Here is a 22,080-nt window from a genome sequence, read left to right as displayed (position 1 = left end):
GTGGTGAAGCAGGGGCGGCAGTGACTAGTCGACGTCGCTGTGGCTCTTGCGTACGTCTTCTTCGAGGCGCGGATCCAGGTGCGTTTCCTTCGCCTTGGAGCTGAGCAGGCTGGCAACCACCGCAATGATGATGGTGCCAACGATAACCGCCAGGGACACAAAGGTGGGGATCTCGGGAGCCCATTCGATGTGCTGGCCGCCGTTGATGAACGGCAGTTCGTTGACGTGCATTGCGTGCAGGACCAGCTTGACGCCGATGAACGCCAGGATGAAGGACAGGGCGTGCTTCAGGTAAATCAGGCGGTTCATCAGGCCACCCAGCAGGAAGTACAGCTGGCGCAGGCCCATGAGGGCGAACAGGTTCGCCGTGAAGACGATGAACGGGCTCTGGGTCAGGCCGAAGATTGCCGGGATGGAGTCAACGGCGAAGAGCAGGTCCGTGAGGCCGATGGTGATGAACACGATCAGCATCGGGGTGAAGACCTTCTTGCCGTCCACCGTGGTGCGCAGCTTGCCGCCGTCGAACTTCTCGGACATGGGGATGACCTTGCGGATCTTGGCGATCAGCGGGTTCTCCCGGTCTTCTTCGTCTTCGCCTTCGTCCTGGGCCTGCTTCCAGGCTGTCCAGAGCAGGAAGGCGCCGAAGATGTAGAACACCCAGCTGAACTGTTCGATCACGATGGCGCCGAGCAGGATGAAGATGCCGCGCAGGATCAGGGCGATGATGATGCCCACCATCAGCACTTCCTGCTGGTACTTCCGGGGTACGGAGAACCTGGCCATGATGATGATAAAGACAAACAGGTTGTCGATGCTGAGGCTGTATTCCGTCACCCAGCCGGCGACGAACTGCCCGCCGTATTCAGGGCCGGTGAAGGCGAACATGGCGCCGGCGAATACCAGTGCCAGGCTGACGTAGAACGCCACCCACAGTCCGGCTTCCTTCATGGAAGGTTCGTGGGGGCGGCGCACCACGAGGAGAAGGTCGATCAGGAGGATCAGGCCGAGGACGACAAGGGAGCCGACCTCGAACCACACGGGCAATTCGAGCACAGGGTAGCCTTTCGCAGGGTACAGAGATGCAGTGTAAGTCTCTCCGGCCTACCTGTGCACTTGGTGCTGATGTGGCGGCCCGCTACGCCCGGCGGGGCAACCGTGCCCTGCGTGTTGACGATCGTAGCGCTCGGGATACTCCCCTACGTGGCTTTAACTGTACCCCAGGCTGGTGCCCAGCCACGTCACTGATGGCTTTTGCGTCACGCGTGCCCGGCGGCCTGCATCTGGCGCAGTTCCTTTTTCAGCTCGCTGACTTCGTCCCTGATACGCGCTGCCACCTCGAACTGCAGCTCGGCAGCGGCCCCGTGCATCTGTTCCGTCAGCTGTTCGATCAGGCCCACCAGGTCCTCTGCCGGTGCGGCGGCGAGGCCGTCGGAGCGCACCTGGGCGGCGCCCTTTGCAGCGGCCTTCCGTTTGCCGCCCTTGGCCAGGCGGTTGTTCTTGAGCAGTTCCTGGGTGTCGGCATCTTCCCGGGCAAGCTGGTCCGTGATGTCGGCGATCTTTTTCCGCAGCGGCTGCGGGTCCACGCCGTTTTCGGTGTTGTAGGCCACCTGGATGGCACGGCGCCGGTTGGTTTCCTCGATGGCGTGTGCCATGGAGTCCGTGATCCGGTCGGCGTACATGTGCACCTGGCCGGACACGTTTCGTGCAGCACGGCCGATGGTCTGGATCAGGGAGGTGGAGGACCGCAGGAAGCCTTCCTTGTCCGCGTCCAGGATGCTGACCAGGGAGACTTCCGGAAGGTCCAGGCCTTCACGGAGCAGGTTGATGCCCACCAGCACGTCGAAACTGCCCATCCGCAGTTCGCGCAGCAACTCGACCCGGCGCAGCGTATCGACGTCGGAGTGCAGGTACTCCACTTTGATGCCGTGGCCCAAAAGGTAGTCCGTGAGGTCCTCGGCCATGCGCTTGGTGAGGGTGGTGACAAGGACACGCTCGTCCTTCTCCACACGGGTCCTGATTTCGCCGAGGAGATCGTCGATCTGGCCCTTGGTGGGCTTGACGATGACTTCGGGATCGATCAGTCCGGTGGGCCGGATGATCTGCTGGACTGTCCCGTCCGCTTTGCCCAGCTCGTATTTGCCGGGTGTGGCGGAAAGGTAGACGGTCTGGCCGATGCGTTCCAGGAACTCGTCCCACTTCAAGGGCCGGTTGTCCATGGCGGACGGCAGCCGGAAGCCGTGGTCCACCAGGGTCCGCTTGCGGGACATATCCCCTTCGTACATGGCGCCGATCTGCGGAATGGTCACGTGGGATTCGTCCACCACCAGCAGGAAGTCGTCCGGGAAGTAGTCGATAAGGCAGTGTGGAGCGGTGCCGCCGCCGCGGCCGTCGATGTGCCGCGAGTAGTTTTCGATGCCGTTGCAGAAGCCCATCTGCTGCATCATCTCGAGGTCGTAGGTGGTGCGCATGCGGAGGCGCTGCGCTTCCACCAGCTTGTTCTGCCCCTCCAGCACGGCCAGCCGTTCGGCGAGCTCGTCCTCGATGGCCTTGATGGCGCGGGTCATCCGTTCCGGTCCGGCAACATAGTGCGACGCGGGGAAAACGTACATCTCGGTTTCCTCGCGGATCACTTCGCCCGTCACCGGATGCAGCGTGTAGATGTTCTCCACTTCGTCGCCGAAGAACTCGATCCGAAGGGCCAGTTCCTCGTACATCGGGATGATCTCGACCGTATCGCCGCGCACCCGGAAGGTACCGCGGTGGAAGTCCATGTCATTGCGGGTGTACTGCATGGAAACGAATTTCCGCAGGAGCGCGTCCCGGTTCATCTCCTGGCCCCTGCGGAGGGTGACCATGCCGGCGATGTACTCTTCCGGGGTGCCCAGGCCGTAGATGCAGGAGACAGTGGCCACCACGATGACGTCGCGCCGGGTCAGCAGGGCGTTGGTTGCGGAGTGCCGCAGCCGCTCCACTTCCTCATTCACGGAGGAGTCCTTCTCAATGAAGGTGTCCGTCTGCGGTACGTAGGCTTCCGGCTGGTAGTAGTCGTAGTACGAAACGAAGTACTCCACCGCGTTGTTGGGCAGGAGCTCACGGAATTCGTTGGCCAACTGCGCCGCGAGGGTCTTGTTCTGGACCATCACCAGGGTGGGCCGCTGGACCTGTTCGATCAGCCACGCCGTGGTGGCGCTTTTGCCGGTACCGGTGGCGCCGAGCAGCACTACGTCCTTCTCGCCGTTTTTGATACGCTCCGTCAGCTCCGCAATCGCGGCTGGCTGGTCCCCGGCAGGCTTGAACTCGCTGATGACCTCGAAGGGGGCTACAACACGGTTGATCTCCTGCGCAAGGCTCATGGTTCTAATTTACCGTGGGGCACCGACAGTGAGGGGGCACGTCCGTTACGGGCGAACAGCCGCCGGACCATTGGACCGGCCTCAGGATGCGTAGGACGGCGGCGCCCACCCGGTTTCCTCCGCCCAGGCGGACATTCGCGGCCACGCAACATCCGTGAACCACGGCTCCTTGGCCTCGGCATACGCTCTGGTGCTGGCCGAGCCGGCAAAACGCCCGGCAAGGTCTGCCTTGTGCGCTGCGTACAGCCGGAGCGCGGCCGGGTCATTTCGCAACCAGTCCCGGAACATCAGGGCGTAGCGCCAGCCAGGCGAACCGGCAACGCGGACGTGGATGTTGACCGCCCGGCCGGGGTCGGAGTTGGCGTGGAACCGTTTCTGCCACTGCCGGGGATCCGGGTCCGTAGGTTTGGGCGTATCGGACCCGGCGCCGGGCACCAGGGGGAACCCTGCTTCGGCCAGCAGCGGTGCAGCAGTGTCAGCAGCATCCAGGCCGGACACCGCAACCTGCAGGTCGATGACGTCCTTCGCGGCCAGCCCGGGGACGGACGTTGAGCCGATGTGTTCCACCGCCAGGATGAGTCCGGGCGCCGCCGTCGTCAGCCTTGCCGCAATCCTGGCCGCCTGCTTCGCCCACTCCTCCCGGTACGGTTCCAGGACAGGCCCGCCATTCCTTGCCGCGCGCGTCCCGGCAGCCAGGTTCCGCGCAAAAGGTACCAACCGCCCGTCCCAGAGTTCGTCCACCTGCTTCACCAGGTCCTCCAGGCTGCCCGAATTGTCGAGGACGACGTCCGCCGCGGCCAAACGGTCCTCCCGGCTCGCCTGGGCATCCATGCGTGATTGCGCGGCCTCCCGGGTCATCCCGCGGTGGTCAAGCATCCGCTGCACCCGAGCGTCGTCCGGCGCATCCACAACCAGGACGAGGTGGAAATTACTGCCCTGGCCGGTTTCCACGAGCAGCGGGATGTCCTGCACCACCACGTCATCGACGGCGGCGGCTTCGACCATGGCTGCGGCGCGGGCCCGGACCAGCGGGTGGACGATACCGTTCAGCGTCCCGAGGCGCGCAGAATCACCAAACACCAGGGCACCGAGTTTTGGCCGGTCCAGCCGGCCGTCAGCGCCCAGGACCTCGTCGCCGAACTCAGCCACGATCCGCTGCAGGCCTTGCGTCCCGGGTTCCACCACCTCCCGTGCCAGCGCGTCGGCATCCACCAGCACGGCTCCGCGTTCCCTTAGCCGGGAGGCGACAACTGATTTCCCTGAGGCGATTCCGCCCGTCAAACCGATTTTCAGCACTCCACCACACTATTCCCTTGCTGCCCCTTCCCTCGTGGGCCCACGGCCGATGCCGCAACTAGACTGGGGCGGATGCAAGAGCCAGACAGCAGGACAACCGCCTACACCACCCTGGCGTCCGGTCCGGATTTCCGCCACGAGATCGAGATCAAACGCTCCAGGTTCATTACTGTGCTGCGCCGGGCGGACAGCGAGGAAGCCGCCAGGGACCTGGTGGCCGGCCTCCGCCGCGAGTTCCACGACGCCCGGCACCACTGCTCGGCCTTCCTTCTCGGGCCCGACCGGGACATCCAGCGCTCCAGCGACGACGGCGAGCCCTCCGGTACGGCCGGCATCCCCATGCTTGAGGCCCTGGCCAAAAGGGAAACGACGCCCGGGCTGGCCGACCTCAGCGACGTGAGCGCCGGCGTCGTGCGCTACTTCGGCGGGATCCTCCTGGGCGCGGGCGGATTGGTACGGGCGTATTCGGAGTCCGTGTCCTCTGCGCTGTCCCTGGCACCAATGGTGCGCCGCAGCAGGTTGCGGATCTGCTCTGCGGAAGTGCCGCATGCTGCTGCCGGACGGCTGGAGAACGACCTGCGGGCCGCTGGTTTCGTGATGGCGGAAACCAGCTACGGCGCGCAGCACACTGTCCTGCGGCTGGCGCTGCCGGACGAAGCCGGTGAAATTTCGGCCGCCGCGGAGCGCCTTCAGTCACTCACCGCGGGAGGTGCCGTACTCCAGCCCGAAGGAACGGAGTGGGTGGATGTCCCCTTCCCCTGACGTGTCACTGGTGGACGTGGATGAAACAGTGCTGGAGCAGCTCCTGGAACTCGCCAAGCGCGACGCCTCCCCCGACGAAGTGGCGCCCCCGCTGGGCGGCCCGGGCTGGAACCTGGAGCGCACGGCGTGGTTCTTCAGCTATCACCGCGCCGCCGCCCGCGGCCTCGACGGAGATGCCGGGGAAAAGTCGTGGGGCATTCTGGCCGACGGCAGCCTTGCCGGTTCCATCCGCCTCCGCCGGGTTGAGTCCGGCAACGGCGCGGCTGCTGCGGACACCGGCATTTGGCTCGGCAGGAGCTTTCGGTCCCGGGGCATCGGAACCGCAGCCCTGCGCCTGGTCCTCGACGAGGCCCGCAACGCCGGCATCGCCGAGGTTACCGCCCGGACCCTCACGGGAAACCTCGGCGCCCGGCGCGTCCTTGCCTCCGCCGGGGCAGTCCTGACGCCCGACGACGACGGGACAGTGAGCGCCGTCGTCGTACTTTAGTGCTTGGTTCCCCTAAGCACGGCGGCCCGTCAGTTCCGTTAACGCAACAGACCCCCTGCCTTGTGGGCAGGGGGTCTGTTGCTTTGGCCCGGAAAGTCCGGGCCGGTGGCAATTAGTTGCCGGTCAGCTTCTCGCGCAGGGCGGCGAGGGCTTCGTCGGATGCAAGCGTACCTGCGCCGGCGTTGGACTCAGCAGCAGGCTCCGAGGAGTAGCTGGTGGTGCCGGAATCGCTGTCACCGGACGTTGCGGCAGCAGCGTCGTCAGCAGCGTGCTGGGCAACCTGCTTCTTGTGGGCTTCCCAGCGGGTCTGGGCGTCAGCGTACTGCTGCTCCCAGGCGGCGCGCTGGTTCTCGTAGCCTTCAAGCCACTCGTTGGACTCGGGATCGAAGCCCTCGGGGTACTTGTAGTTGCCCTCTTCGTCGTACTCTGCGGCCATGCCGTACAGAGCCGGATCGAACTCGGTGCTGTCGGCGTCGACGCCCTCGTTGGCCTGCTTGAGGGAGAGGGAGATGCGGCGGCGCTCGAGGTCGATGTCGATGACCTTGACGAACAGCTCGTCACCAACGGAGACAACCTGCTCTGCCAGCTCCACGTGGCGCACGGCCAGTTCGGAGATGTGGACCAGGCCTTCGATGCCGTCTTCGACGCGAACGAACGCACCGAACGGAACGAGCTTGGTGACCTTACCCGGAACAACCTGGCCGAGGGCGTGGGTGCGGGCGAAGGTCTGCCACGGATCTTCCTGCGTAGCCTTGAGCGACAGGGAAACACGCTCGCGGTCCAGGTCCACCTCGAGAACCTCGACGGTGACTTCCTGGCCAACTTCGACAACCTCGGACGGGTGGTCGATGTGCTTCCAGGACAGCTCGGAAACGTGAACCAGGCCGTCTACGCCGCCCAGGTCCACGAAGGCACCGAAGTTGACGATGGAGGAAACGACGCCGGGACGGACCTGGCCCTTTTCCAGCTTGTTGAGGAACGTGGAGCGGACCTCGGACTGGGTCTGCTCGAGCCATGCACGGCGGGACAGGACCACGTTGTTGCGGTTCTTGTCCAGCTCGATGATCTTGGCTTCGATCTGCTGGCCGATGTACGGAGCCAGGTCGCGCACACGGCGCATCTCGACGAGGGATGCGGGCAGGAAGCCGCGCAGGCCGATGTCGAGGATAAGACCACCCTTGACGACCTCGATGACGGTACCGGTGACAACACCGTCTTCTTCCTTGACCTTCTCGATGTCGCCCCAGGCACGCTCGTACTGAGCGCGCTTCTTGGAGAGGATCAGGCGGCCTTCTTTGTCTTCCTTGGTGAGCACCAGGGCTTCGACCTGATCGCCAACGGAGACGACATCTCCGGGATCAACGTCGTGCTTGATGGACAGCTCGCGGGAGGGGATGACACCTTCGGTCTTGTAACCGATGTCGAGCAGGACTTCATCGCGGTCGACCTTGACGACGGTACCTTCGACGAGATCTCCGTCGTTGAAGTACTTGATGGTGGCGTCGACTGCTGCGAGGAAGTCCTCAGCGGTACCGATGTCGTTAATGGCGACTACGGGGGTACCGGGCTTCTCGGTGGAGGTGATGGTCATGTAGTAGGGGCTCCGTTGTGGATAGTTAGTTGGTCAGGCGACCACCACTTCCGGGTACTGACCTGGAGGCGGAGCGCGGCGGATTGCCGGGTCATCCTGATTGCGTGGCGTTCAAGTGCGAACCAAAGCTGCGCACACGTAACACACGCCCGTTCATTCTAGTCGCTGCCCGCAACACGGGTCAAAGCGGCCCTCCTGTTTCCAGGTGTACGGGTCAGAAGTGGGTGAGGCAGTGTGGTGCCCGCTCGACGGCGAACATCTGCCGTGCCTTCAGCGCAGCCCCGGCCGTCTTTTCCCGGATCCGCCCTGCTGCCGTCAGCGTGACGGGGCAGACGGCGCCAAGGTAGATGGAGGAAAGGGCCGAGACATCCAGCGCCAGGTCCGCTTCCGCGGTTTCCGGCAGGCGTTCGACGGCGGCCTTGCCGCCATCCACAGTGAGGGCAAAGGTTCCTGCGGTGAGGCCCAGGGAGTCATGGACGTCGAAGACCAGCCGGCCGTCTGCAGGGTAGTGCCTGGCCTCCAGTGCCTTGCCGGCGTCCAGGATGCGTAGCCACAGCATGTCCCGGCTATCCGAGGAGTCGATGCAGCGGGGATCGCTGAGTGCCCACGCCAGCGGGTCATCAACCGGCGCCTCGTCCCAGGACACCCGCTCCACAAGGTCGATGGCGCCGAGGAACTGCCAGAGCTCCGGGTAGGCGTCGTTGCCGGCGGCCACCAGGTCCACTACTTCCACCGTGTACGGTTCGGTGTCCCAGCCGAGGAACTTGTAGGAGACGTAACCGTCCACAGCTCCGTTGGCCGAGTAGTGCAGCGCCACCTTGACGGCGGGGTCCTCCTTGCCGTCGCGGCCGAGGGATCCCGACGCGAGCTGCCGGTACCATTCCTGCCGGCCGACGGACCCGGGGGTGAGCTGGTGGACCCGGTCAAAGACCTCCGGTGCGAGCTGCAGCAGGGCCTTGGGATCTGCCACCTCCACGCTGCCCGTGGGTTGGTGCCCGAGGCTGAACCGGGCAGTGGTATCCACCTTCACCGTCCGCTCGAAGCTGGCCACACCGTAGCCGAAGCGCCCGTAGATGGTTCCCTCGGAGGCAGTGAGGGCGGCCACCGCGAGCCCGTCTTCCTTGGCGAGGTGCAGGTCCTCGCTCATCATCCGGCGCAGCAGCCCGCGGCGGCGGTGCGAGGTCCGCACGGTCACTGAGGTGACCAGCCGGGTTTCAAGGGTCCGGCCAAAACCGATGTTCAGGCTCTTGCGGAAGGTGGCAAAGGTGGCCACCGGCACATCGGCGGGCAGCGAATGTGGCGCGACCTGGCCCGTTTGATACACGCCTGTTAAGACCCGGCCGTCCGTTTCGTAGGTGGCTAGGGACTTCGCCACGTGCTCGGGCGTCCGGGTGGACTCGTGGAATCCGAAGGCCACCGCCCTTGCCCAGGTCACCGCCTCGGCATAACCGTCATTACCTTCGGACACCGCGCCGAAGCGACGGATCTCATAGTTCCCGGTCAGATCAGCCATCGGACCGAGCCTAACCAATCGGTCCGGCGCCTGGCCAGCAGCGACACGCTTCCGCGGGGACGGGGCGCGTACAGTTCCCTGACCTGTTTCCGGACGTCCTGCTCGTCCAACGCGCCCCGCCCCTGTCATGTACAGGGCCTGGCCGTGCTAGTGCCCGGCGTCGTACCAGCTGGGACCAACACCGATCTGGACCTCCAGCGGGACAGTGAGGTCCGCCGCGGCTGCCATCTGCTCGGTGACGAGCTTCTCCACCGCTGGCCGCTCCCCCGCAGCAACTTCAAGGACCAGTTCGTCGTGGACCTGCAGGAGCATCCGCGACTTTAGGCCCTGCGACCGGAGTTCGGCATGGACGCCGAGCATGGCGCGTTTGATGATGTCCGCTGCCGAGCCCTGGATGGGGCTGTTGAGGGCGATCCGTTCCGCGTTCTCGCGGAGCTGCCGGTCTGTGCTGGTCAGGTCCGGAAGGTACCGGCGGCGCCCCTCAATGGTCGCCGTGTAACCGTCCACACGGGCCTGGTCCACCACGCCGCGGAGGTAGTCGCGGACGGCGCCGAACCGGTCGAAATAGTCCTTCATGAGGGTACGGGCCTCGTCCACGGAGATTTCCAGTTGCTTGGACAGGCCGAAGGAGGTGAGGCCGTAGGCCAGCCCGTAGGACATGGCCTTCACCTTCGAGCGCATGGCGCTGGTGACTTCCTCGGTGGGCACGTGGAAGATGTTGGAGCCCACGAACCGGTGCAGGTCCTCCCCGTCCTTGTACGCCTGGATGAGGCCGGCATCGCCGGACAGGTGCGCCATGATGCGCATTTCGATCTGGGAGTAGTCCGCGGACAGCAGGCACTCATAACCGTCACTGACCACAAAGATCCCACGGACGCGGCGTCCTTCCTCGCTGCGGATGGGGATGTTCTGCAGGTTGGGGTTGTTGGAGGAGATGCGCCCTGTTGCCGCAACGTTTTGGGCGTAGGTGGTGTGGATGCGGCCGTCCTCGGCCACTGACTTCTTCAGCGACTCCAGCATCTGGCGCAGCTTGGCGGCTTCCCGGTGGGCCATGAGCTGGACCAGGAACTCGTGGCCGGTTTTGTCGAGGAGGTTCTTTAGAGATGCGGCGTCGGTGGTGTAGCCGGACTTGATTTTCTTGGTCTTGGGCAGCTGGAGTTCCTCGAACAGCACGGTCTGCAGCTGCTTGGGTGATCCGAGGTTAACCTCGTGGCCGATAGCCGCGAAGGCCTGCTCCTGGGCGTTGTCGATGACCCTGGCGAGGTCCGCGAGCTGTTCGTCCATGCGGGCCATGTCAATTCCGATGCCGGCGAGTTCCATGTCGGCCAGGACGCGGCTGACAGGAAGTTCCAGGGTGGACAGCAGCTCCTCGGCGCGGCGCTCCTTCAGTTCCGCCTCGAAGTAGCGGCTCAGTTCAAGGACGACGGCGGCCGCCTGCACCAGTGCGCCGGCGGCTGCTTCGTCGTCGCCGTCGAAGGACAGCTCCAGCTGGCCGGCTTTGGCGGTGGCGGCGGGGATCCCGACGTTGAGGTGGTGCTGCGCCAGTTCGGCGAGTTCGTAGGTGCGGCGGTCCGGCTGGATGAGGTAGCCGGAGATGGACGTATCGTCCACCACGCCCTCGAGCTCCAGTCCGCGGGAGGTCAGGGCTTTTAGCGCAGCCTTGAAACCGTGCATCACCTTCGGGGCTTCGGGATCGCGCAACCAGCCGGCCAGGACGTTTTCCGCCTCAGCATCCTGCCCGGCGAGGTCGATGTACGCGGCGGCTCCATCGCGGACGATGGCCAGACCTGCAGCGTCCTCCCCGATCCGTCCCGGCACCAGGTCGACGGCGAGGGCACAGCGCTGGCCCGCGGCCACCGTCAGGAACTCAGCGAGCTCCGCAGCACCGGAGGGTGTGATGAACTCCGGAGTTTCGATGCTCGCACGCTCAGGCGCCGGAGTGTTGTCGTCACCGTACAGGGCAAAGAGCCGGCCGCGGATGGCCTTGAATTCGAGCTGGTCGAAGAGGTCCTCAAGGGCTGCCTGGTCCGGGCGGGGCTCGTACAGCTCATCCAGCGTGACGGGAAGTTCCAGGTCCGTGTGCAGCTGGTTCAGGCGGCGGTTGCGCTTGACGGCTTCCACGTTCTCGCGCAGCGCGTCGCCCACCTTCCCGCCGATGGAATCCAGGTTCTCCAGGACGCCCTCCAGGCCGCCGTAGAGGTTGATCCACTTGGCGGCCGTCTTGGGGCCGACGCCGGGCACGCCCGGCAGGTTGTCGGCCGTCTCCCCCACCAGCGCGGCGAGGTCCGAGTAGCGGGCCGGGCTGACGAAGTACTTGGCCTCGATGGCGGCGGCGTCCATCTTGGGGATGTCGCTGACACCCTTCTTCGGGTACAGGACAAAAACGTTGTCCGTGATCAGCTGGAAAGCGTCACGGTCACCGGAGACCAGCAGCACCTCAAAGCCGGCCTTCTCGCCCATGGCGGCAAGGGTGGCAAGGATGTCGTCGGCCTCGTAGCCGGGCATTTTGATGGTCTTGATGCCCCAGGCCTCCATCACCTGGCCAATGAGGTCGATCTGGTTGTTCATCTCGCGGGGAGTCTCGTTGCGGCCGCCCTTGTATTCGCTGTACTCAGCCTTGCGGTGGGTGGACTCATCCGAGACGTCGAAAGCCACGGCGATGTGCGTGGGCTGCTGCTCCTTGATGAGGTTGATCAGCATCGAGGTGAAGCCGTGAATGGCGTTGGTGTGCTGCCCGTTCGCGGTGGAGAACTTGTCGGCAGGGAGGGCGAAGAAGGCGCGGAAGGCCATGGAGTGGCCGTCCAGCACCAGCAGCCGCGGCTGGCCGGTGATGGGAACCACAGGGGCGGCAGTGGCCGAAACCGATCCACCGGACTGGCCCGGAACCGTGTCCTGAACAGCAGCGTCCTCAAGGGCGGTTGAGCCCTGTGGGGCGTTGTCCTCCTGCAGGACGTCGGACGGGAAAGGGGCCGGTTTGGTTGTTTCACTCACAGGTGCCAGCCTAGTTGCCATGATGGACAATTTCACGCCCGGCCCCTTCGCCGACGAGCTCACCGCAGCCGGCGTCCCGGAGCACCTGCACGGCTGGCTGGGCCAATTCGGGATCGGCGCGTTGGTGGTGAAGATGGGGATCCGCTTCCTGGAGATGAGTCCCGAGCGGACGGTGGCCACCATGCCGGTGGAGGGAAACACCCAAGTGGCCGGAATCCTGCACGGCGGCGCCCACGTGGTGCTGGCCGAAACGCTTGGATCATTTTCTGCGGGCATGCATGCAGGGCCAGGACGCCACGCAGTGGGCATCGAGGTCAGCGCCACCCATCACCGGTCCATCGCCGCGGGCACGGTCACGGGGACCTGCTCCGCGATCCACCTCGGCCGGACTCTTGCGACACACGAGATTGTGATGACGGATGAACAAGGGCGGCGACTGTCCACCGCCCGCATCACCAACATGATCCGGGATAACGAATAGTCTTAATCCCCGGGTTTCGTGTTCAGGAGGTACCGCAGCTCAACGATGCCCCTGCCCATGGCGCGGGAGGCAGTCAACTCAAGTGGCGGCGTCGGGCCTGTCAATGGGAGCAGCCGCTTGCCGTCGCCAAGCACGACGGGAATGACGGAGAGGATGAGCTCATCCAGCAGGCCGGCGTCGGCAAATTGGGCGGCGAGGTCTCCGCCGCCCACCACCCAGACGTTCCTGCTCCCGGCGTCTGCCTTGAAGTCGGCGATGAACTCACTGACGCTCCCGCGGATAAACGTAATGTCCGCCGCGTCCGGTGCGGTGTATTCATGCCGGGTGAAGACGTAACAGGGGGTCTCAGGGTAGGGCCACTTTCCTGGTTCATGCTCCATCAGCCAGGCATAGGTCCCGCCGCCCATAACGATGCAGCCGACGCCCGCCATGAACGTCTCATAGCTTTCCTTGCCGCCCTCAAAACCATCGAACTGCAGGAGCCAGCCAAGATCGTCGGTGGGCGTGGCAATAAAACCGTCAAGGGACGCAGCTACAAAATATTGAATCCGGGACATGGCCCCAGCCTAACCATCCGCCGCCGTCCGGCCAACGGCCCAGTAGGCAGCCCCTTGCCTCGGGGTACCGGGCGTTACCCCGAGAAGTACGGGATGATCAGGTACAGGCCAAACAGCACGGCCAATCCGCATAGCCCGAAGCACACGTAGGCAAGGGACCTCTTCAGCCCCGGTGAAGCCTGCTGCACGTCACCGGCAATGGCCGTCAGCCTAACGCCCAGCGAGTACAGAACCACGACGGTCACTGCCGCTGCCAGGGTGGCTCCTGCCACGGTCAGCAGTTCCAACCATTTCATCGTTGCGCATCTTTCGTTGTAATGGCTTCGGCTTCAGCTTCGGTAGTGGCCTCGGCGCTGGTGTTGGCCTCGGTGCTGGTCTGAGCTTCAGCTTTGGTGTTTGCTTCGGCTTTGGCCTTTGAGTGGGCCTTGGCCTTGGCGCGCGCCCGGGCCATCGCCTTCTTTTTGGCAAAGCGCACGGCCTGGCCGGCTTCCTCCACCTCAATGGCGTTGTGGTGGCCGACGGCGGACTTGCGTGAGTAGAAGAACATAAACAGAACGGCTGCAGTACCGGCGACAGCCGCAATCAGGACACCCACTACGCCGGTCTTTACCAGCAGCGCAGTCAGCGCCCCCACGATGCCGGCTGCGGGGAGGGTGAAGAGCCAGCCCAGGGCGATTTTGCCCACCATGTTCCAGCGGACGCTGGTTCCCCTGCGGCCCATGCCGGAGCCGATGACGGAACCGGAGGCCACCTGGGTGGTTGAGAGTGCGAAGCCGAGGTGCGAGGACGCGAGGATGGCCGACGCCGTGCTGGTCTCAGCGGCGAAACCCTGCGCAGGCTTTACTTCCGTAAGCCCGGCGCCCATGGTGCGGATGATGCGCCAGCCGCCGGCGTAGGTGCCGATGGCAATGGCCAGTGCACACGCGGCGATCACCCAGAACTGCGGGCCGGACCCCGGAGCCTGCGTGCCGGCCGCAATCAGGACCAGGGTGATGATGCCCATGGTCTTCTGGGCATCGTTGGTGCCGTGGGCAAGTGCAACCAGGCTGGATGTGAAGATCTGGCCGGTCCGGAAACCGCCGCGCTTCTGCGTGAGCTTGCTGCCGGTTTCGGGATCTTGCCGTGACGTCAGGGCGTAGGCGAGGCGGGTGCAGACGTAGGCAACGATGCCGGCGATGAGCGGTGCAAAGATCGCAGGCAGGATGACCTTCTGCATGAGGCCTTCAAGATTGATGGAATTGAAGCCGATACCGGCAATGGCCGCGCCGATCAGGCCGCCGAACAGCGCGTGCGAGGAACTCGACGGCAGGCCCTTCAGCCACGTGATCATGTTCCACAGGATTGCTCCCATGAGACCGGCGAAGATGATATCCGGCGTGATCTGCACGCCTTCGGAGCCTTCACGGATGATGCCACCGGAGACCGTTTTAGCGACCTCCGTAGACAGGAAGGCGCCCACCAGGTTCAAGACGGCCGCGAGGGTTACCGCGGTCTTCGGCTTGATGGCACCGGTTGCGATGGGCGTAGCCATGGCATTCGCTGTGTCATGGAAGCCGTTCGTGAAGTCGAAAAATAGTGCCAGTGCGATGACCAGCGCCACCATGAAGGTGATATCCACCTGTTGCCCAATCTGCAGAGTCGACGTTCAGCAGTTTCATTCCCCCGGCTGCCTTGCACAGCATAATTCACCAGCTGTTCGCTTGGAATGACCTGCGCTGTTAACACGATGGGCTAACACAACCGGCGAGAAACCTTATCGATCGTACGCGTCCTCGGCAGGAGGTCAAAACACCGGCCCCATGAGGAATGCGGCGACGGCGTCCAATTCCGCGGGCGAGATTCCCCGCCGGGGGTCCGGCGAGAGCGTCAGCAAACGCTGGCCCATGATTCCCGCCCAGGCCTGGGCTTCCGCCTCGAACGCGAGCTGGTCATCCACCCATGCCACCGCGCCAGGTGCCGTCTCTTCCACATGGGCCTGAAGGGCCCGGAGCTTCCACCAGCCGGGTCCGCTTCCGGGCCCATCGGCTGTCAGGAAGGGCCAGCGGCCACCTTTCAGGCCGATGGCCGGGCAGAGGTATTGGGGCGCCAGGTCCTCCCAGCTGGTGAGCCAGACGCACCGCAGCCCGGGCATGGCAGCCAGGCTGTTGAGTCCTTTGACAAGTTCAGGTGCGTACGTCACCGGCAGCAGCCCGGCCTCGGCACGGCTCCAGGGCGTTCCCCAGCCGGTGCTCCCTTCGGGGCCAAAGGGACAGATGACCCCGTCGACGTCAAGGTAGAGCGTTCGAACGGCCACGGTTGCTTCCGGCCGATCAGCCGTGGTGGGAATTGGAGGGCCGAGCGCCCGGGTCCAGCATCGGTGCGATTCTCCCTTCGAGTGCCGCCACGGTCACGTCGGGCAGGACGATAAGGCCGTCCAGTTCACGGCGGGCCCGCTTGTAGGCGGCCTGGCGTTCCGCCGGGGTGGCTGCATGGTTTTCCGCGATTTTCAGTAGCTGCCGGGCGGTGGCCAGCCGTTCACGTTCGGGACCAGTGAACTTGCTGTCCCTGATGCGCCTGGCTTCACGCTCGGCGACGTCCAGGGCCACGCTGAAACCATCCACAGCTTTCCGGTACGCCTCGAGGCGGGAGTGTGAGGTCACGTCCGCCGCCGTTACCGGCCGCAGTCCGTCAGCCTCACGTTTGGCTCGAAGGAACGCCACCGTGAGGGGTTCCCGGACATCGGTCATAAGCGGGAAGTCGATCAGCTTGCCCACGTCGAGTTCGTAGTCCAGCCAGCGCTTGTTGGCAGCGTCATGGGCGGCCATGAGTGACTTCACCTCGGCGGCCGAAGCTTTCTCAGCCTCACGTGCCTGGTTCTTGAGCTTGTACAGCTCCACCTTCCGCTGGTGCCGCCGGTCGCTGGCCTTGCGCCACGAGTTCGCCCAGTGACCGGCAAAGGCCAAAGCGGGGAAGACGAGCCACCATTTATCGTCAAGGATCTCAAAGAGGGACTCCACGCGTACATCGTCGCACTGCGTGGCGCCCCTCCTCAAGGAAGCGCGGCTGGGGTGGTTACCCGGCTGCCTGTCCTGCAGCCTCCGGGTTGTTGACGTTGACCAGCCAGGCGACGCCGAAGCGGTCCGTGCACATCCCGAAGATGTCACCCCACGGAGCCTGCTCCATCGGCACCGTGACATTGCCGCCGTTGCCGCTGAGCTTTTCGTAGTAGCCGCGCAGTTCCGCTTCGTCGTCGCCGCTCAACGAGATGGAGATGGACGAGCCCGCGCTGAACTCCATGTTGTTGGGCGTATCCGCTCCCATCAGCACCAGGCCCTGGGTGGTGGTCAGCATGCCGTGCATGATCTTTTCCGCCTCGGCGGGGTCCTCGCTGGCCTGGAACTCCCCAAAGGTACTGAGCGTCAGCTCGCCGCCGAAAACCGATTGATAGAAGTTCATGGCCTCGCGGGCGTTGTCACGGAAGCCAAGGTACGGGTTGAGGGTTGTGGGCATGGCTGGATCTCCTTGAGTTGTACCGAAAGGGATGGAACCAGACAACATCCTGCCCCAATCCGCAGTCGGCGGGTAGGGGGCATCTGCCCTGCCGGCTGCTTTGGCTACGCCCCGGCGCCAATGCGTGCGGCAGCGGGGCCGGGAACGTAGGCTCGGGTGCATGGCCAGATACTTTGACGTTCACCCGCAGGATCCCCAGCCCCGTGCCGTCACCCAGGCAGTGCGCATTGTGCTCGACGGCGGGCTGATCGCCTACCCCACGGACTCCTGCTATGCGCTGGGGGCACAGTTGGGCAACAAGGACGCCCTCGACCGGATCCGCTCCATCCGCAAATTGGACGACAAGCACCACTTCACGCTGGTCTGCAGGGACTTTGCCCAGCTGGGGCAGTTCGTGAACATCGGCAATGACGTCTTCCGCAGCATCAAGTCCGTGACTCCGGGGAGCTACACCTTTATCCTGCCGGCCACCAAAGAAGTTCCGCGGCGCCTGCTGCACCCCAAGAAGAAGACCGTGGGAGTCAGGATCCCGGACAACCGCGTGGTGCAGGCGCTGCTGGCCGAGCTCGGCGAGCCGCTGCTCTCAAGCACCCTGCTGATGCCGGACGAGGAGGACCCGATGACCCAGGGCTGGGAAATCAAGGAACGGCTGGACCACCAGGTGGACGCCGTGATCGACGCCGGCGACTGCGGAGCCGAGCCCACCACCGTGGTGGACTTCTCCAGCGGCGTGGCAGAGGTGGTCCGCCGCGGGACAGGCGACCCGTCCCGCTTCGAGTAGGCCGCTAATCCTGCTTTCGGGCACGGCTGGGCTGCACCCGCGGCGGCTCGCCCGGCATCTTGGGGTAGTCCGGGGGGAAGGGCATTTCTTCAAGGCCGTCTTTGAGGTCCCGGTCCCACCACTCAAGAAGGGTGTCGATGGTTCCCGGGTTGTTGTGCATGTCCGCCCAGGGATCACCAACGGTCTTGAGCCGGTCCGGGACAGTGAGGATGGTGAAGTTTTTCGGATCCGCGGTCTCCAGCTCATCCCAGGTGATGGGGCATGACACTGAGGCGTGCGGAAGCGCCCGGGGGCTGTAGGCGCCGGCGATGGTCCGGTCGCGGTTGGCCTGGTTGAAGTCCAGGAAAATCTTCTTACCCCGTTCTTCCTTCCACCAGGCGGTGGTGACCTTCTCCGGCATCCTGCGCTCCACTTCCCGGGCCGCAGCAATCACGGCATGCCGCACATCAAGGAACTCGCGGGTGGGCTCGATGGGCGCGTACACATGCAGTCCCCTGTTTCCGGAGGTCTTGATAAAGCAGGTAAGCCCGGCCTCGGCCAGGACCTCCTTCAGCAGCAGCGCCGCCGGGACAGCGTCGTCGAAATCGGTGCCCGGCTGCGGATCCAGGTCGATGCGCAACTGGTCCGGGTTGTCCGTGTTCGCGGTACGGGACGGCCACGGGTGGAAAACGACAGTGTTCATCTGGACCGCCCAGATGGCCGCGGCCGGTTCGTCCAGGACCAGCATGGGATGGGAGCGGGCGCTCGGGAAAACCACCTTCATCGTCCGGATGAACTCCGGGGTGCCCTTCGGTGGGTTCTTCGAGAAGAACATCTCGCCATCAACGTTGTCCTTATACCTCTGCAGGGCCACCGGCCTGTCGCCGTTGGCGGTGATGAACGCCTCCCCCACATCGGCGAAATACCGTGCGAGGTCCAGTTTCGTGAGTCCCAGGTCGGGCCAGAGCACCCTGCTGGGACTGGAAATGCGCATCTCGCGCTCGCCGTCGGGGCCCGGAACGGTAATGGTGGTCTGTTCGCTCGCCATGGGGACAACGTACACCCCGGCTGCTGTCTGCGTTGAGATTTGGGGATCCGGGTCCGGCATGATGGAGGCATGCCTGCCTCAGAAGTGCCCCTGACCCTCGCAGTGGGCGGCGTCAATGTCTCTGCTGCGTACGCCCGCCCGGATGATCCCACCGCAACGGTTGTGGTGGCCCACGGGGCGGGCGCCGGGATGGAGCATCCCTTCCTCCGCGGGTTCACGGCGGCCCTGAATGCGCTGGGGACAGCAACGCTGCGCTTCAACTTCCCCTACCGGGAAGCGGGCCGGAAATTCCCCGACCGGCCGCCCGTCGCCGTCGCCACCTGGCGTGCTGCGATGGCGGCGGCGGCGGAGCAGGCAGCAGCCCATAACGACGCCGGCCCGATCTGGGCGGCCGGCAAGTCCTTTGGGGGCCGGATGGCATCCATGGCGGTGGCCGAGGGGATGGAAGCGGCAGGACTCGTGTATTTGGGCTATCCCCTGCATCCGCCCGGCAAACCGGACAAGCTGAGGGATGAACACCTGTACGGGCTGACGACGCCCATGTTGTTCCTCCAGGGAAGCCGGGACACGTTCGCAACCCCGGAAATCCTGGCGGGCGTGGTCTCGCGGATCGGGACCAATGCCGTTCTCCAGTGGATGGAGGGCGGTGACCACTCTTTCGTCGTCGCCGGGCTTAAGCGTTCGGCGGACGAGGTGGGTGCTTCCCTTGCCGAACCCGTTACTGCCTTTATCCGCGGCCACTCCTGACGGCGAACTTCCAGCCACAACAGCCGGCCCGCGATGCTCCAGTGGCCGCCGGGGGAACAGCAGCTACGCGGCGTCGTCCTGCCACCACCCTTCCCAGGCGGCGGAGCTCAGCTGGCCTTGGGGAAAGTCGGACTGTCCATCGCTACCCCTGTGGGACCGGCTTTCATCGTTCCGCTGGCCGTCGAGCAAGAGGTTGAGGCTGTTGAGGAGAAACATCTGCACGTCCTTAATGTGAGGGTGTGGACAACGCCGTCCAGGTGCAAACGAGCCTATCCACGGGATGTTTCAGTCCATCGACGCGAGGTTTCAACTGTGTATCGGAGATCTCACGGTGAACTCCGCGGAGCCGGGATCCGCCGCTTGGGCGGCTACTTCCTCCGCTTGACGTGTGCGGTGGCCGGGGCCGTCCAGGGGTCCTCGGGCCAGGGATGCTTGGGGTATCGGCCCCTCATTTCGGCCCGGACCTGCGCGTAGGGGCCGGACCAGAACGATGTCAGGTCGTCGGTTACGGCGAGCGGTCGCCGGGCCGGTGAGAGCAGGTGGAAGAGGACCGGTAAGCGGCCGCCGAGCAGTCGCGGGGTCTCCGCCCACCCAAAGCACTCCTGCAGCTTGACGGCCACCACCGGCCGGGCAGTGTGGTCCGCAACGTCCGGGTAATCGATCCGCACGCGGGACCCGCTGGGCACCTCGAGCCACTCCGGGGCGAGGTCATCCAGTTTGGCCGCCTCGGGCCAGGGCAGCAACCGGCGCAACGGGTCACCGAGGGTGATGGAGCGTGCGGCCGTTCCGCCGGCGAGGGCTTCCAGCTCCGGTCCCAGCCAGTCCCCCAGCCTCGACAGCAGCGCCTGGTCCGAAACGTCCGGCCACGGCGCACCCAGCCCGCGGTGCAGGAAGGCGAGACGTCGGCGCAACGCATCTGCCGCCGTCGACCAGTCAAGGACGCCCAGGCCTCCCCGCTGCAGGGCTTCCGCTACGGCCGCGCGCCCCTCGGCGGGCGACGGGCGGACCGGCGTGGACGCCAGGATGATGGCCCCCAGGCGCCGCACCCGCCGGGCAGAGAGGCGGCCCTCCGTGAATTCCACCTCGACCACGTCGGTCAAAAGGTGTGACGCAGCAGCTTCCGCCAGTTCGGGTGCGAGCGGCGCTGCCGAGCGGATCACCGCGCCGGTTCCGGCGGCGTCCCTCCCGCCGGCGCGGGTCACTTCCGCCACCGCCAGCCAATCATGGCCGGACAGCGAACTGCCGGCCGGCAGCCCGGCGCGGGTACCCGAGGAAAGGAGATAGCGGTTTGGGATGTCGCCGTCCACCCTTCGTGCCACGCGGTCAGGAAAGGCGAGTGCGACGACGGCGCCCACCACCGCTGCACCGGTGACCTTCCCGGGCAGGGCGGGCTGTGCCGGCGAAGAAGTCGGCGCGCCCTGCTTCGCAAGGGCTGCCAGGCGGCGGGAATCCTCCGCCCAGCGCCGTGCCTCCGGTCCTGTTTCGTTTCGCAACCGGGACTGGAGGCGGGGCAGGTCGGCGCCGGGAGCGCGGTAATCACCCGCGACCAGCGCCACCGCTTCGGCTGCCTTCAGATGACCCGCGGCGGCGGCCCCGTCGAGCAGGGCCCGGGCCAGCCGGGGATCCGCCGGTATGGTGGCCAGCAGCCTGCCCATGCCGGTGGCCTGGCCCTCGTCTGTCACCGCCCCAAGTTCGCGCAGGATCTCCATGGCATCGTCCATCGCCTGGTGCGGCGGCTGGTCCGGCAGCGCGAGCCCCTCTCCGCGCGGGGCACCCCAGGATGCCAGGAGCAGGGCGGCGCCGGTCAGGTCCGCCACCTTGATTTCCGGCGTCACATGGGCCGGCGCGGCGCCAAAGGCCTGCTGGTCATAGCACCGGACCACCCGCCCGGGACCCTGGCGGGCTGCCCGCCCCGCACGCTGATCGGCGGAGGCCCGGGAGCAGGAAACGGTCACCAGCCCGCTCATCCCCCTGCCGGCGTCGCGCCTTGGTTCCCGGGTGAGCCCTGAATCGATGACAAGCCGGACACCCGGCACAGTAAGGGAGGATTCAGCAAGATCGGTGGAGACAATGATTCTTGGGCTCCCGCCCGGTGCGCGGCCCGAAACTGCGCGGTCCTGTTCTGATGAACCCACCTGGCCATGGAGCTCCAGGACGTCCGCGGCCGGTCCCAGCCTACGGCGGAGGTCCACCGCCACCCGGGAGACCTCCCGCGCGCCGGGAACAAAGACAAGGGCATCGGTGGAGCTGTCTCCCTTCAGCGCCTGAATGAATTCCTCCGCAGCTGTGGCGGCAACATGATCGAGGTACGCGGGCGTCACTCCCCTGTCGTCCAGGCGCGGCCCTGCAGCAGGCCGCCACTCCGTTTCCAAGGGGTGGAGCACCGAGGGGCAGTCCACTACGGGAGCGGGTGCCCCGCCGTCACCATTGCCGAGCAAGGCGGCAAAGCGGGGTGCGTCCAGGGTGGCGGACATGGCCACGACGGTGAGGTCCCCGCGCAGCTCCCGCACCTCGACGAGCATGCCGACGAGCAGGTCCGTCTCAAGTCCGCGTTCGTGGACCTCGTCCAATATCACCGCGCCCACACCGTCCAGCCCCGGGTCGGAGAGCAGGCGGCGCAGCAGGATGCCGGGCGTCACGAACTCGATGAGTGTTTCGGATCCGGCCTGCCGTTCCCCCCGCACGGAATAGCCAACCCGGCTACCCAGCCGGGCGCCGTCCAGGGCCGAGAGCCGGCGCGCGGCGGAACGGGCAGCGACCCTGCGGGGCTGGGTGACAACCACGCGCCCGGTGCCCGGCGCCAGAAGGTTCGCGATCAGCGGCGGAACCAGGGTGGTTTTACCGGTTCCCGGCGGCGCCTGCACGACTGCGGAGCGCGGGCCGTCGCCGCCGGCGAGGGCTTCCGTCAGCGCCCGGGCTGAGCTGGCGAAGGCCAGGCGGGCGCCGATGGCTGCAATGTCGAAGGGTTTGCCGGCGCTCTGCTGTCCGGCTGGAGAAGTCATCCG

The 22,080-nt window shown here is 65.6% G+C and carries 20 protein-coding genes; 5 read left to right on the top strand and 15 right to left on the bottom strand.

Annotated elements, in window-relative coordinates:
* Positions 1–24: 24 nt before the first annotated feature.
* The 3 genes from G6R19_RS06565 to coaE all read right to left on the bottom strand — a co-directional run bounded on the left by G6R19_RS06565 (position 25) and on the right by coaE (position 4,649).
* Positions 25–1,053: a TerC family protein gene (locus G6R19_RS06565; RefSeq protein WP_163163501.1), complete on the bottom strand. Its 1,029-nt coding sequence runs from the start codon at positions 1,051–1,053 to the stop codon at positions 25–27.
* A gap of 203 nt (positions 1,054–1,256) precedes the next feature.
* Positions 1,257–3,353 (bottom strand): excinuclease ABC subunit UvrB, encoded by a 2,097-nt coding sequence (gene uvrB / locus G6R19_RS06560; RefSeq protein ID WP_163163500.1) that lies wholly within the window; start codon positions 3,351–3,353, stop codon positions 1,257–1,259.
* An 81-nt stretch (positions 3,354–3,434) separates the two neighbouring features.
* Complete coding sequence (coaE, locus tag G6R19_RS06555; protein ID WP_163163498.1) at positions 3,435–4,649, bottom strand: dephospho-CoA kinase; 1,215 nt, start codon at positions 4,647–4,649, stop codon at positions 3,435–3,437.
* Positions 4,650–4,721: 72 nt separating this feature from the next.
* Here coaE and G6R19_RS06550 point away from each other — a divergent pair, with 72 nt between their 5' ends.
* Positions 4,722–5,411 (top strand): YigZ family protein, encoded by a 690-nt coding sequence (locus G6R19_RS06550; RefSeq protein ID WP_163163496.1) that lies wholly within the window; start codon positions 4,722–4,724, stop codon positions 5,409–5,411.
* Positions 5,395–5,898 carry a GNAT family N-acetyltransferase gene (locus G6R19_RS06545; RefSeq protein ID WP_163163494.1) on the top strand — a complete coding sequence of 168 codons (504 nt, stop codon included), beginning with the start codon at positions 5,395–5,397 and terminating at the stop codon, positions 5,896–5,898. Before G6R19_RS06550 ends, G6R19_RS06545 begins: the two co-directional genes overlap by 17 nt.
* Before the next feature lie 112 nt (positions 5,899–6,010).
* On the opposite strand, the gene rpsA is transcribed toward G6R19_RS06545, so the two are convergent.
* The 3 genes from rpsA to polA form a co-directional block, all read right to left on the bottom strand.
* Complete coding sequence (gene rpsA / locus G6R19_RS06540) at positions 6,011–7,489, bottom strand: 30S ribosomal protein S1 (RefSeq protein WP_013600871.1); 1,479 nt, start codon at positions 7,487–7,489, stop codon at positions 6,011–6,013.
* Positions 7,490–7,703: 214 nt separating this feature from the next.
* Positions 7,704–9,002 carry a GNAT family N-acetyltransferase gene (locus tag G6R19_RS06535; protein ID WP_163163492.1) on the bottom strand — a complete coding sequence of 433 codons (1,299 nt, stop codon included), beginning with the start codon at positions 9,000–9,002 and terminating at the stop codon, positions 7,704–7,706.
* 147 nt (positions 9,003–9,149) lie between these two features.
* On the bottom strand, positions 9,150–11,792 hold the full coding sequence (polA, locus tag G6R19_RS06530; RefSeq protein ID WP_240341806.1) for a DNA polymerase I: 2,643 nt from the start codon (positions 11,790–11,792) through the stop codon (positions 9,150–9,152).
* 220 nt (positions 11,793–12,012) lie between these two features.
* Here polA and G6R19_RS06525 point away from each other — a divergent pair, with 220 nt between their 5' ends.
* A complete protein-coding gene (locus tag G6R19_RS06525) occupies positions 12,013–12,474 on the top strand; it encodes a hotdog fold thioesterase (RefSeq protein ID WP_163163488.1) in 462 nt (153 codons plus the stop codon).
* Positions 12,475–12,476: 2 nt separating this feature from the next.
* Here G6R19_RS06525 and G6R19_RS06520 read toward each other — a convergent pair whose 3' ends face one another.
* The 6 genes from G6R19_RS06520 to G6R19_RS06495 form a co-directional block, all read right to left on the bottom strand.
* Positions 12,477–13,031, bottom strand: a complete 555-nt coding sequence (locus G6R19_RS06520; RefSeq protein ID WP_163163486.1) for a dihydrofolate reductase family protein — start codon at positions 13,029–13,031, stop codon at positions 12,477–12,479.
* A gap of 74 nt (positions 13,032–13,105) precedes the next feature.
* Positions 13,106–13,327 carry a hypothetical protein gene (locus G6R19_RS06515; protein ID WP_163163484.1) on the bottom strand — a complete coding sequence of 74 codons (222 nt, stop codon included), beginning with the start codon at positions 13,325–13,327 and terminating at the stop codon, positions 13,106–13,108.
* Complete coding sequence (locus tag G6R19_RS06510; protein ID WP_163163482.1) at positions 13,324–14,649, bottom strand: inorganic phosphate transporter; 1,326 nt, start codon at positions 14,647–14,649, stop codon at positions 13,324–13,326. Before G6R19_RS06510 ends, G6R19_RS06515 begins: the two co-directional genes overlap by 4 nt.
* Before the next feature lie 165 nt (positions 14,650–14,814).
* Complete coding sequence (locus G6R19_RS06505; protein WP_163163480.1) at positions 14,815–15,324, bottom strand: HAD domain-containing protein; 510 nt, start codon at positions 15,322–15,324, stop codon at positions 14,815–14,817.
* Between the two features lie 16 nt (positions 15,325–15,340).
* Entirely contained in the window at positions 15,341–16,027 is a 687-nt protein-coding gene (locus tag G6R19_RS06500; protein WP_163163478.1) for a hypothetical protein, read from the bottom strand.
* A gap of 55 nt (positions 16,028–16,082) precedes the next feature.
* On the bottom strand, positions 16,083–16,520 hold the full coding sequence (locus G6R19_RS06495) for a VOC family protein (RefSeq protein ID WP_163163476.1): 438 nt from the start codon (positions 16,518–16,520) through the stop codon (positions 16,083–16,085).
* Between the two features lie 160 nt (positions 16,521–16,680).
* Between G6R19_RS06495 and G6R19_RS06490 the strand changes: the two genes are divergently transcribed.
* On the top strand, positions 16,681–17,301 hold the full coding sequence (locus G6R19_RS06490) for an L-threonylcarbamoyladenylate synthase (RefSeq protein WP_163163474.1): 621 nt from the start codon (positions 16,681–16,683) through the stop codon (positions 17,299–17,301).
* Between the two features lie 4 nt (positions 17,302–17,305).
* Here the strand turns inward: G6R19_RS06490 and ligD are convergent, their stop codons facing one another.
* The gene (gene ligD, locus G6R19_RS06485) at positions 17,306–18,328 is read right to left on the bottom strand and encodes a non-homologous end-joining DNA ligase (protein ID WP_163163472.1); all 1,023 of its coding nucleotides are present in this window, start codon (positions 18,326–18,328) and stop codon (positions 17,306–17,308) included.
* A 69-nt stretch (positions 18,329–18,397) separates the two neighbouring features.
* Between ligD and G6R19_RS06480 the strand changes: the two genes are divergently transcribed.
* Positions 18,398–19,075 carry an alpha/beta family hydrolase gene (locus tag G6R19_RS06480; protein WP_163163470.1) on the top strand — a complete coding sequence of 226 codons (678 nt, stop codon included), beginning with the start codon at positions 18,398–18,400 and terminating at the stop codon, positions 19,073–19,075.
* A 63-nt stretch (positions 19,076–19,138) separates the two neighbouring features.
* Here the strand turns inward: G6R19_RS06480 and G6R19_RS20205 are convergent, their stop codons facing one another.
* Together G6R19_RS20205 and hrpB are read right to left on the bottom strand one after the other, a co-directional pair.
* Positions 19,139–19,291: a hypothetical protein gene (locus tag G6R19_RS20205; protein ID WP_205484277.1), complete on the bottom strand. Its 153-nt coding sequence runs from the start codon at positions 19,289–19,291 to the stop codon at positions 19,139–19,141.
* A gap of 152 nt (positions 19,292–19,443) precedes the next feature.
* The gene (hrpB, locus tag G6R19_RS06475) at positions 19,444–22,077 is read right to left on the bottom strand and encodes an ATP-dependent helicase HrpB (protein ID WP_163163468.1); all 2,634 of its coding nucleotides are present in this window, start codon (positions 22,075–22,077) and stop codon (positions 19,444–19,446) included.
* Between the last annotated feature and the right edge of the window lie 3 nt (positions 22,078–22,080).

This window comes from Arthrobacter sp. Alg241-R88 (assembly GCF_900537115.1).
Classification (GTDB): Bacteria; Actinomycetota; Actinomycetes; order Actinomycetales; family Micrococcaceae; genus Arthrobacter.
The sequence above is the reverse complement of the archived record's forward strand: the minus strand, read 5'-3'. Positions and strand labels throughout refer to the sequence as shown.

Excerpts from the sequence above, each read along its gene's own strand:
- uvrB (WP_163163500.1), bottom strand. The coding sequence starts at position 3,353 with ATGAGCCTTGCGCAGGAGATCAACCGTGTTGTAGCCCCCTTCGAGGTC.
- G6R19_RS06550 (WP_163163496.1), top strand. The coding sequence starts at position 4,722 with ATGCAAGAGCCAGACAGCAGGACAACCGCCTACACCACCCTGGCGTCC.
- G6R19_RS06545 (WP_163163494.1), top strand. The coding sequence starts at position 5,395 with ATGTCCCCTTCCCCTGACGTGTCACTGGTGGACGTGGATGAAACAGTG.
- rpsA (WP_013600871.1), bottom strand. The coding sequence starts at position 7,489 with ATGACCATCACCTCCACCGAGAAGCCCGGTACCCCCGTAGTCGCCATT.
- G6R19_RS06535 (WP_163163492.1), bottom strand. The coding sequence starts at position 9,002 with ATGGCTGATCTGACCGGGAACTATGAGATCCGTCGCTTCGGCGCGGTG.
- polA (WP_240341806.1), bottom strand. The coding sequence starts at position 11,792 with ATGGCCTTCCGCGCCTTCTTCGCCCTCCCTGCCGACAAGTTCTCCACC.
- G6R19_RS06525 (WP_163163488.1), top strand. The coding sequence starts at position 12,013 with ATGATGGACAATTTCACGCCCGGCCCCTTCGCCGACGAGCTCACCGCA.
- G6R19_RS06520 (WP_163163486.1), bottom strand. The coding sequence starts at position 13,031 with ATGTCCCGGATTCAATATTTTGTAGCTGCGTCCCTTGACGGTTTTATT.
- G6R19_RS06515 (WP_163163484.1), bottom strand. The coding sequence starts at position 13,327 with ATGAAATGGTTGGAACTGCTGACCGTGGCAGGAGCCACCCTGGCAGCG.
- G6R19_RS06495 (WP_163163476.1), bottom strand. The coding sequence starts at position 16,520 with ATGCCCACAACCCTCAACCCGTACCTTGGCTTCCGTGACAACGCCCGC.
- G6R19_RS06490 (WP_163163474.1), top strand. The coding sequence starts at position 16,681 with ATGGCCAGATACTTTGACGTTCACCCGCAGGATCCCCAGCCCCGTGCC.
- ligD (WP_163163472.1), bottom strand. The coding sequence starts at position 18,328 with ATGGCGAGCGAACAGACCACCATTACCGTTCCGGGCCCCGACGGCGAG.
- G6R19_RS06480 (WP_163163470.1), top strand. The coding sequence starts at position 18,398 with ATGCCTGCCTCAGAAGTGCCCCTGACCCTCGCAGTGGGCGGCGTCAAT.
- G6R19_RS20205 (WP_205484277.1), bottom strand. The coding sequence starts at position 19,291 with ATGTTTCTCCTCAACAGCCTCAACCTCTTGCTCGACGGCCAGCGGAAC.
- hrpB (WP_163163468.1), bottom strand. The coding sequence starts at position 22,077 with ATGACTTCTCCAGCCGGACAGCAGAGCGCCGGCAAACCCTTCGACATT.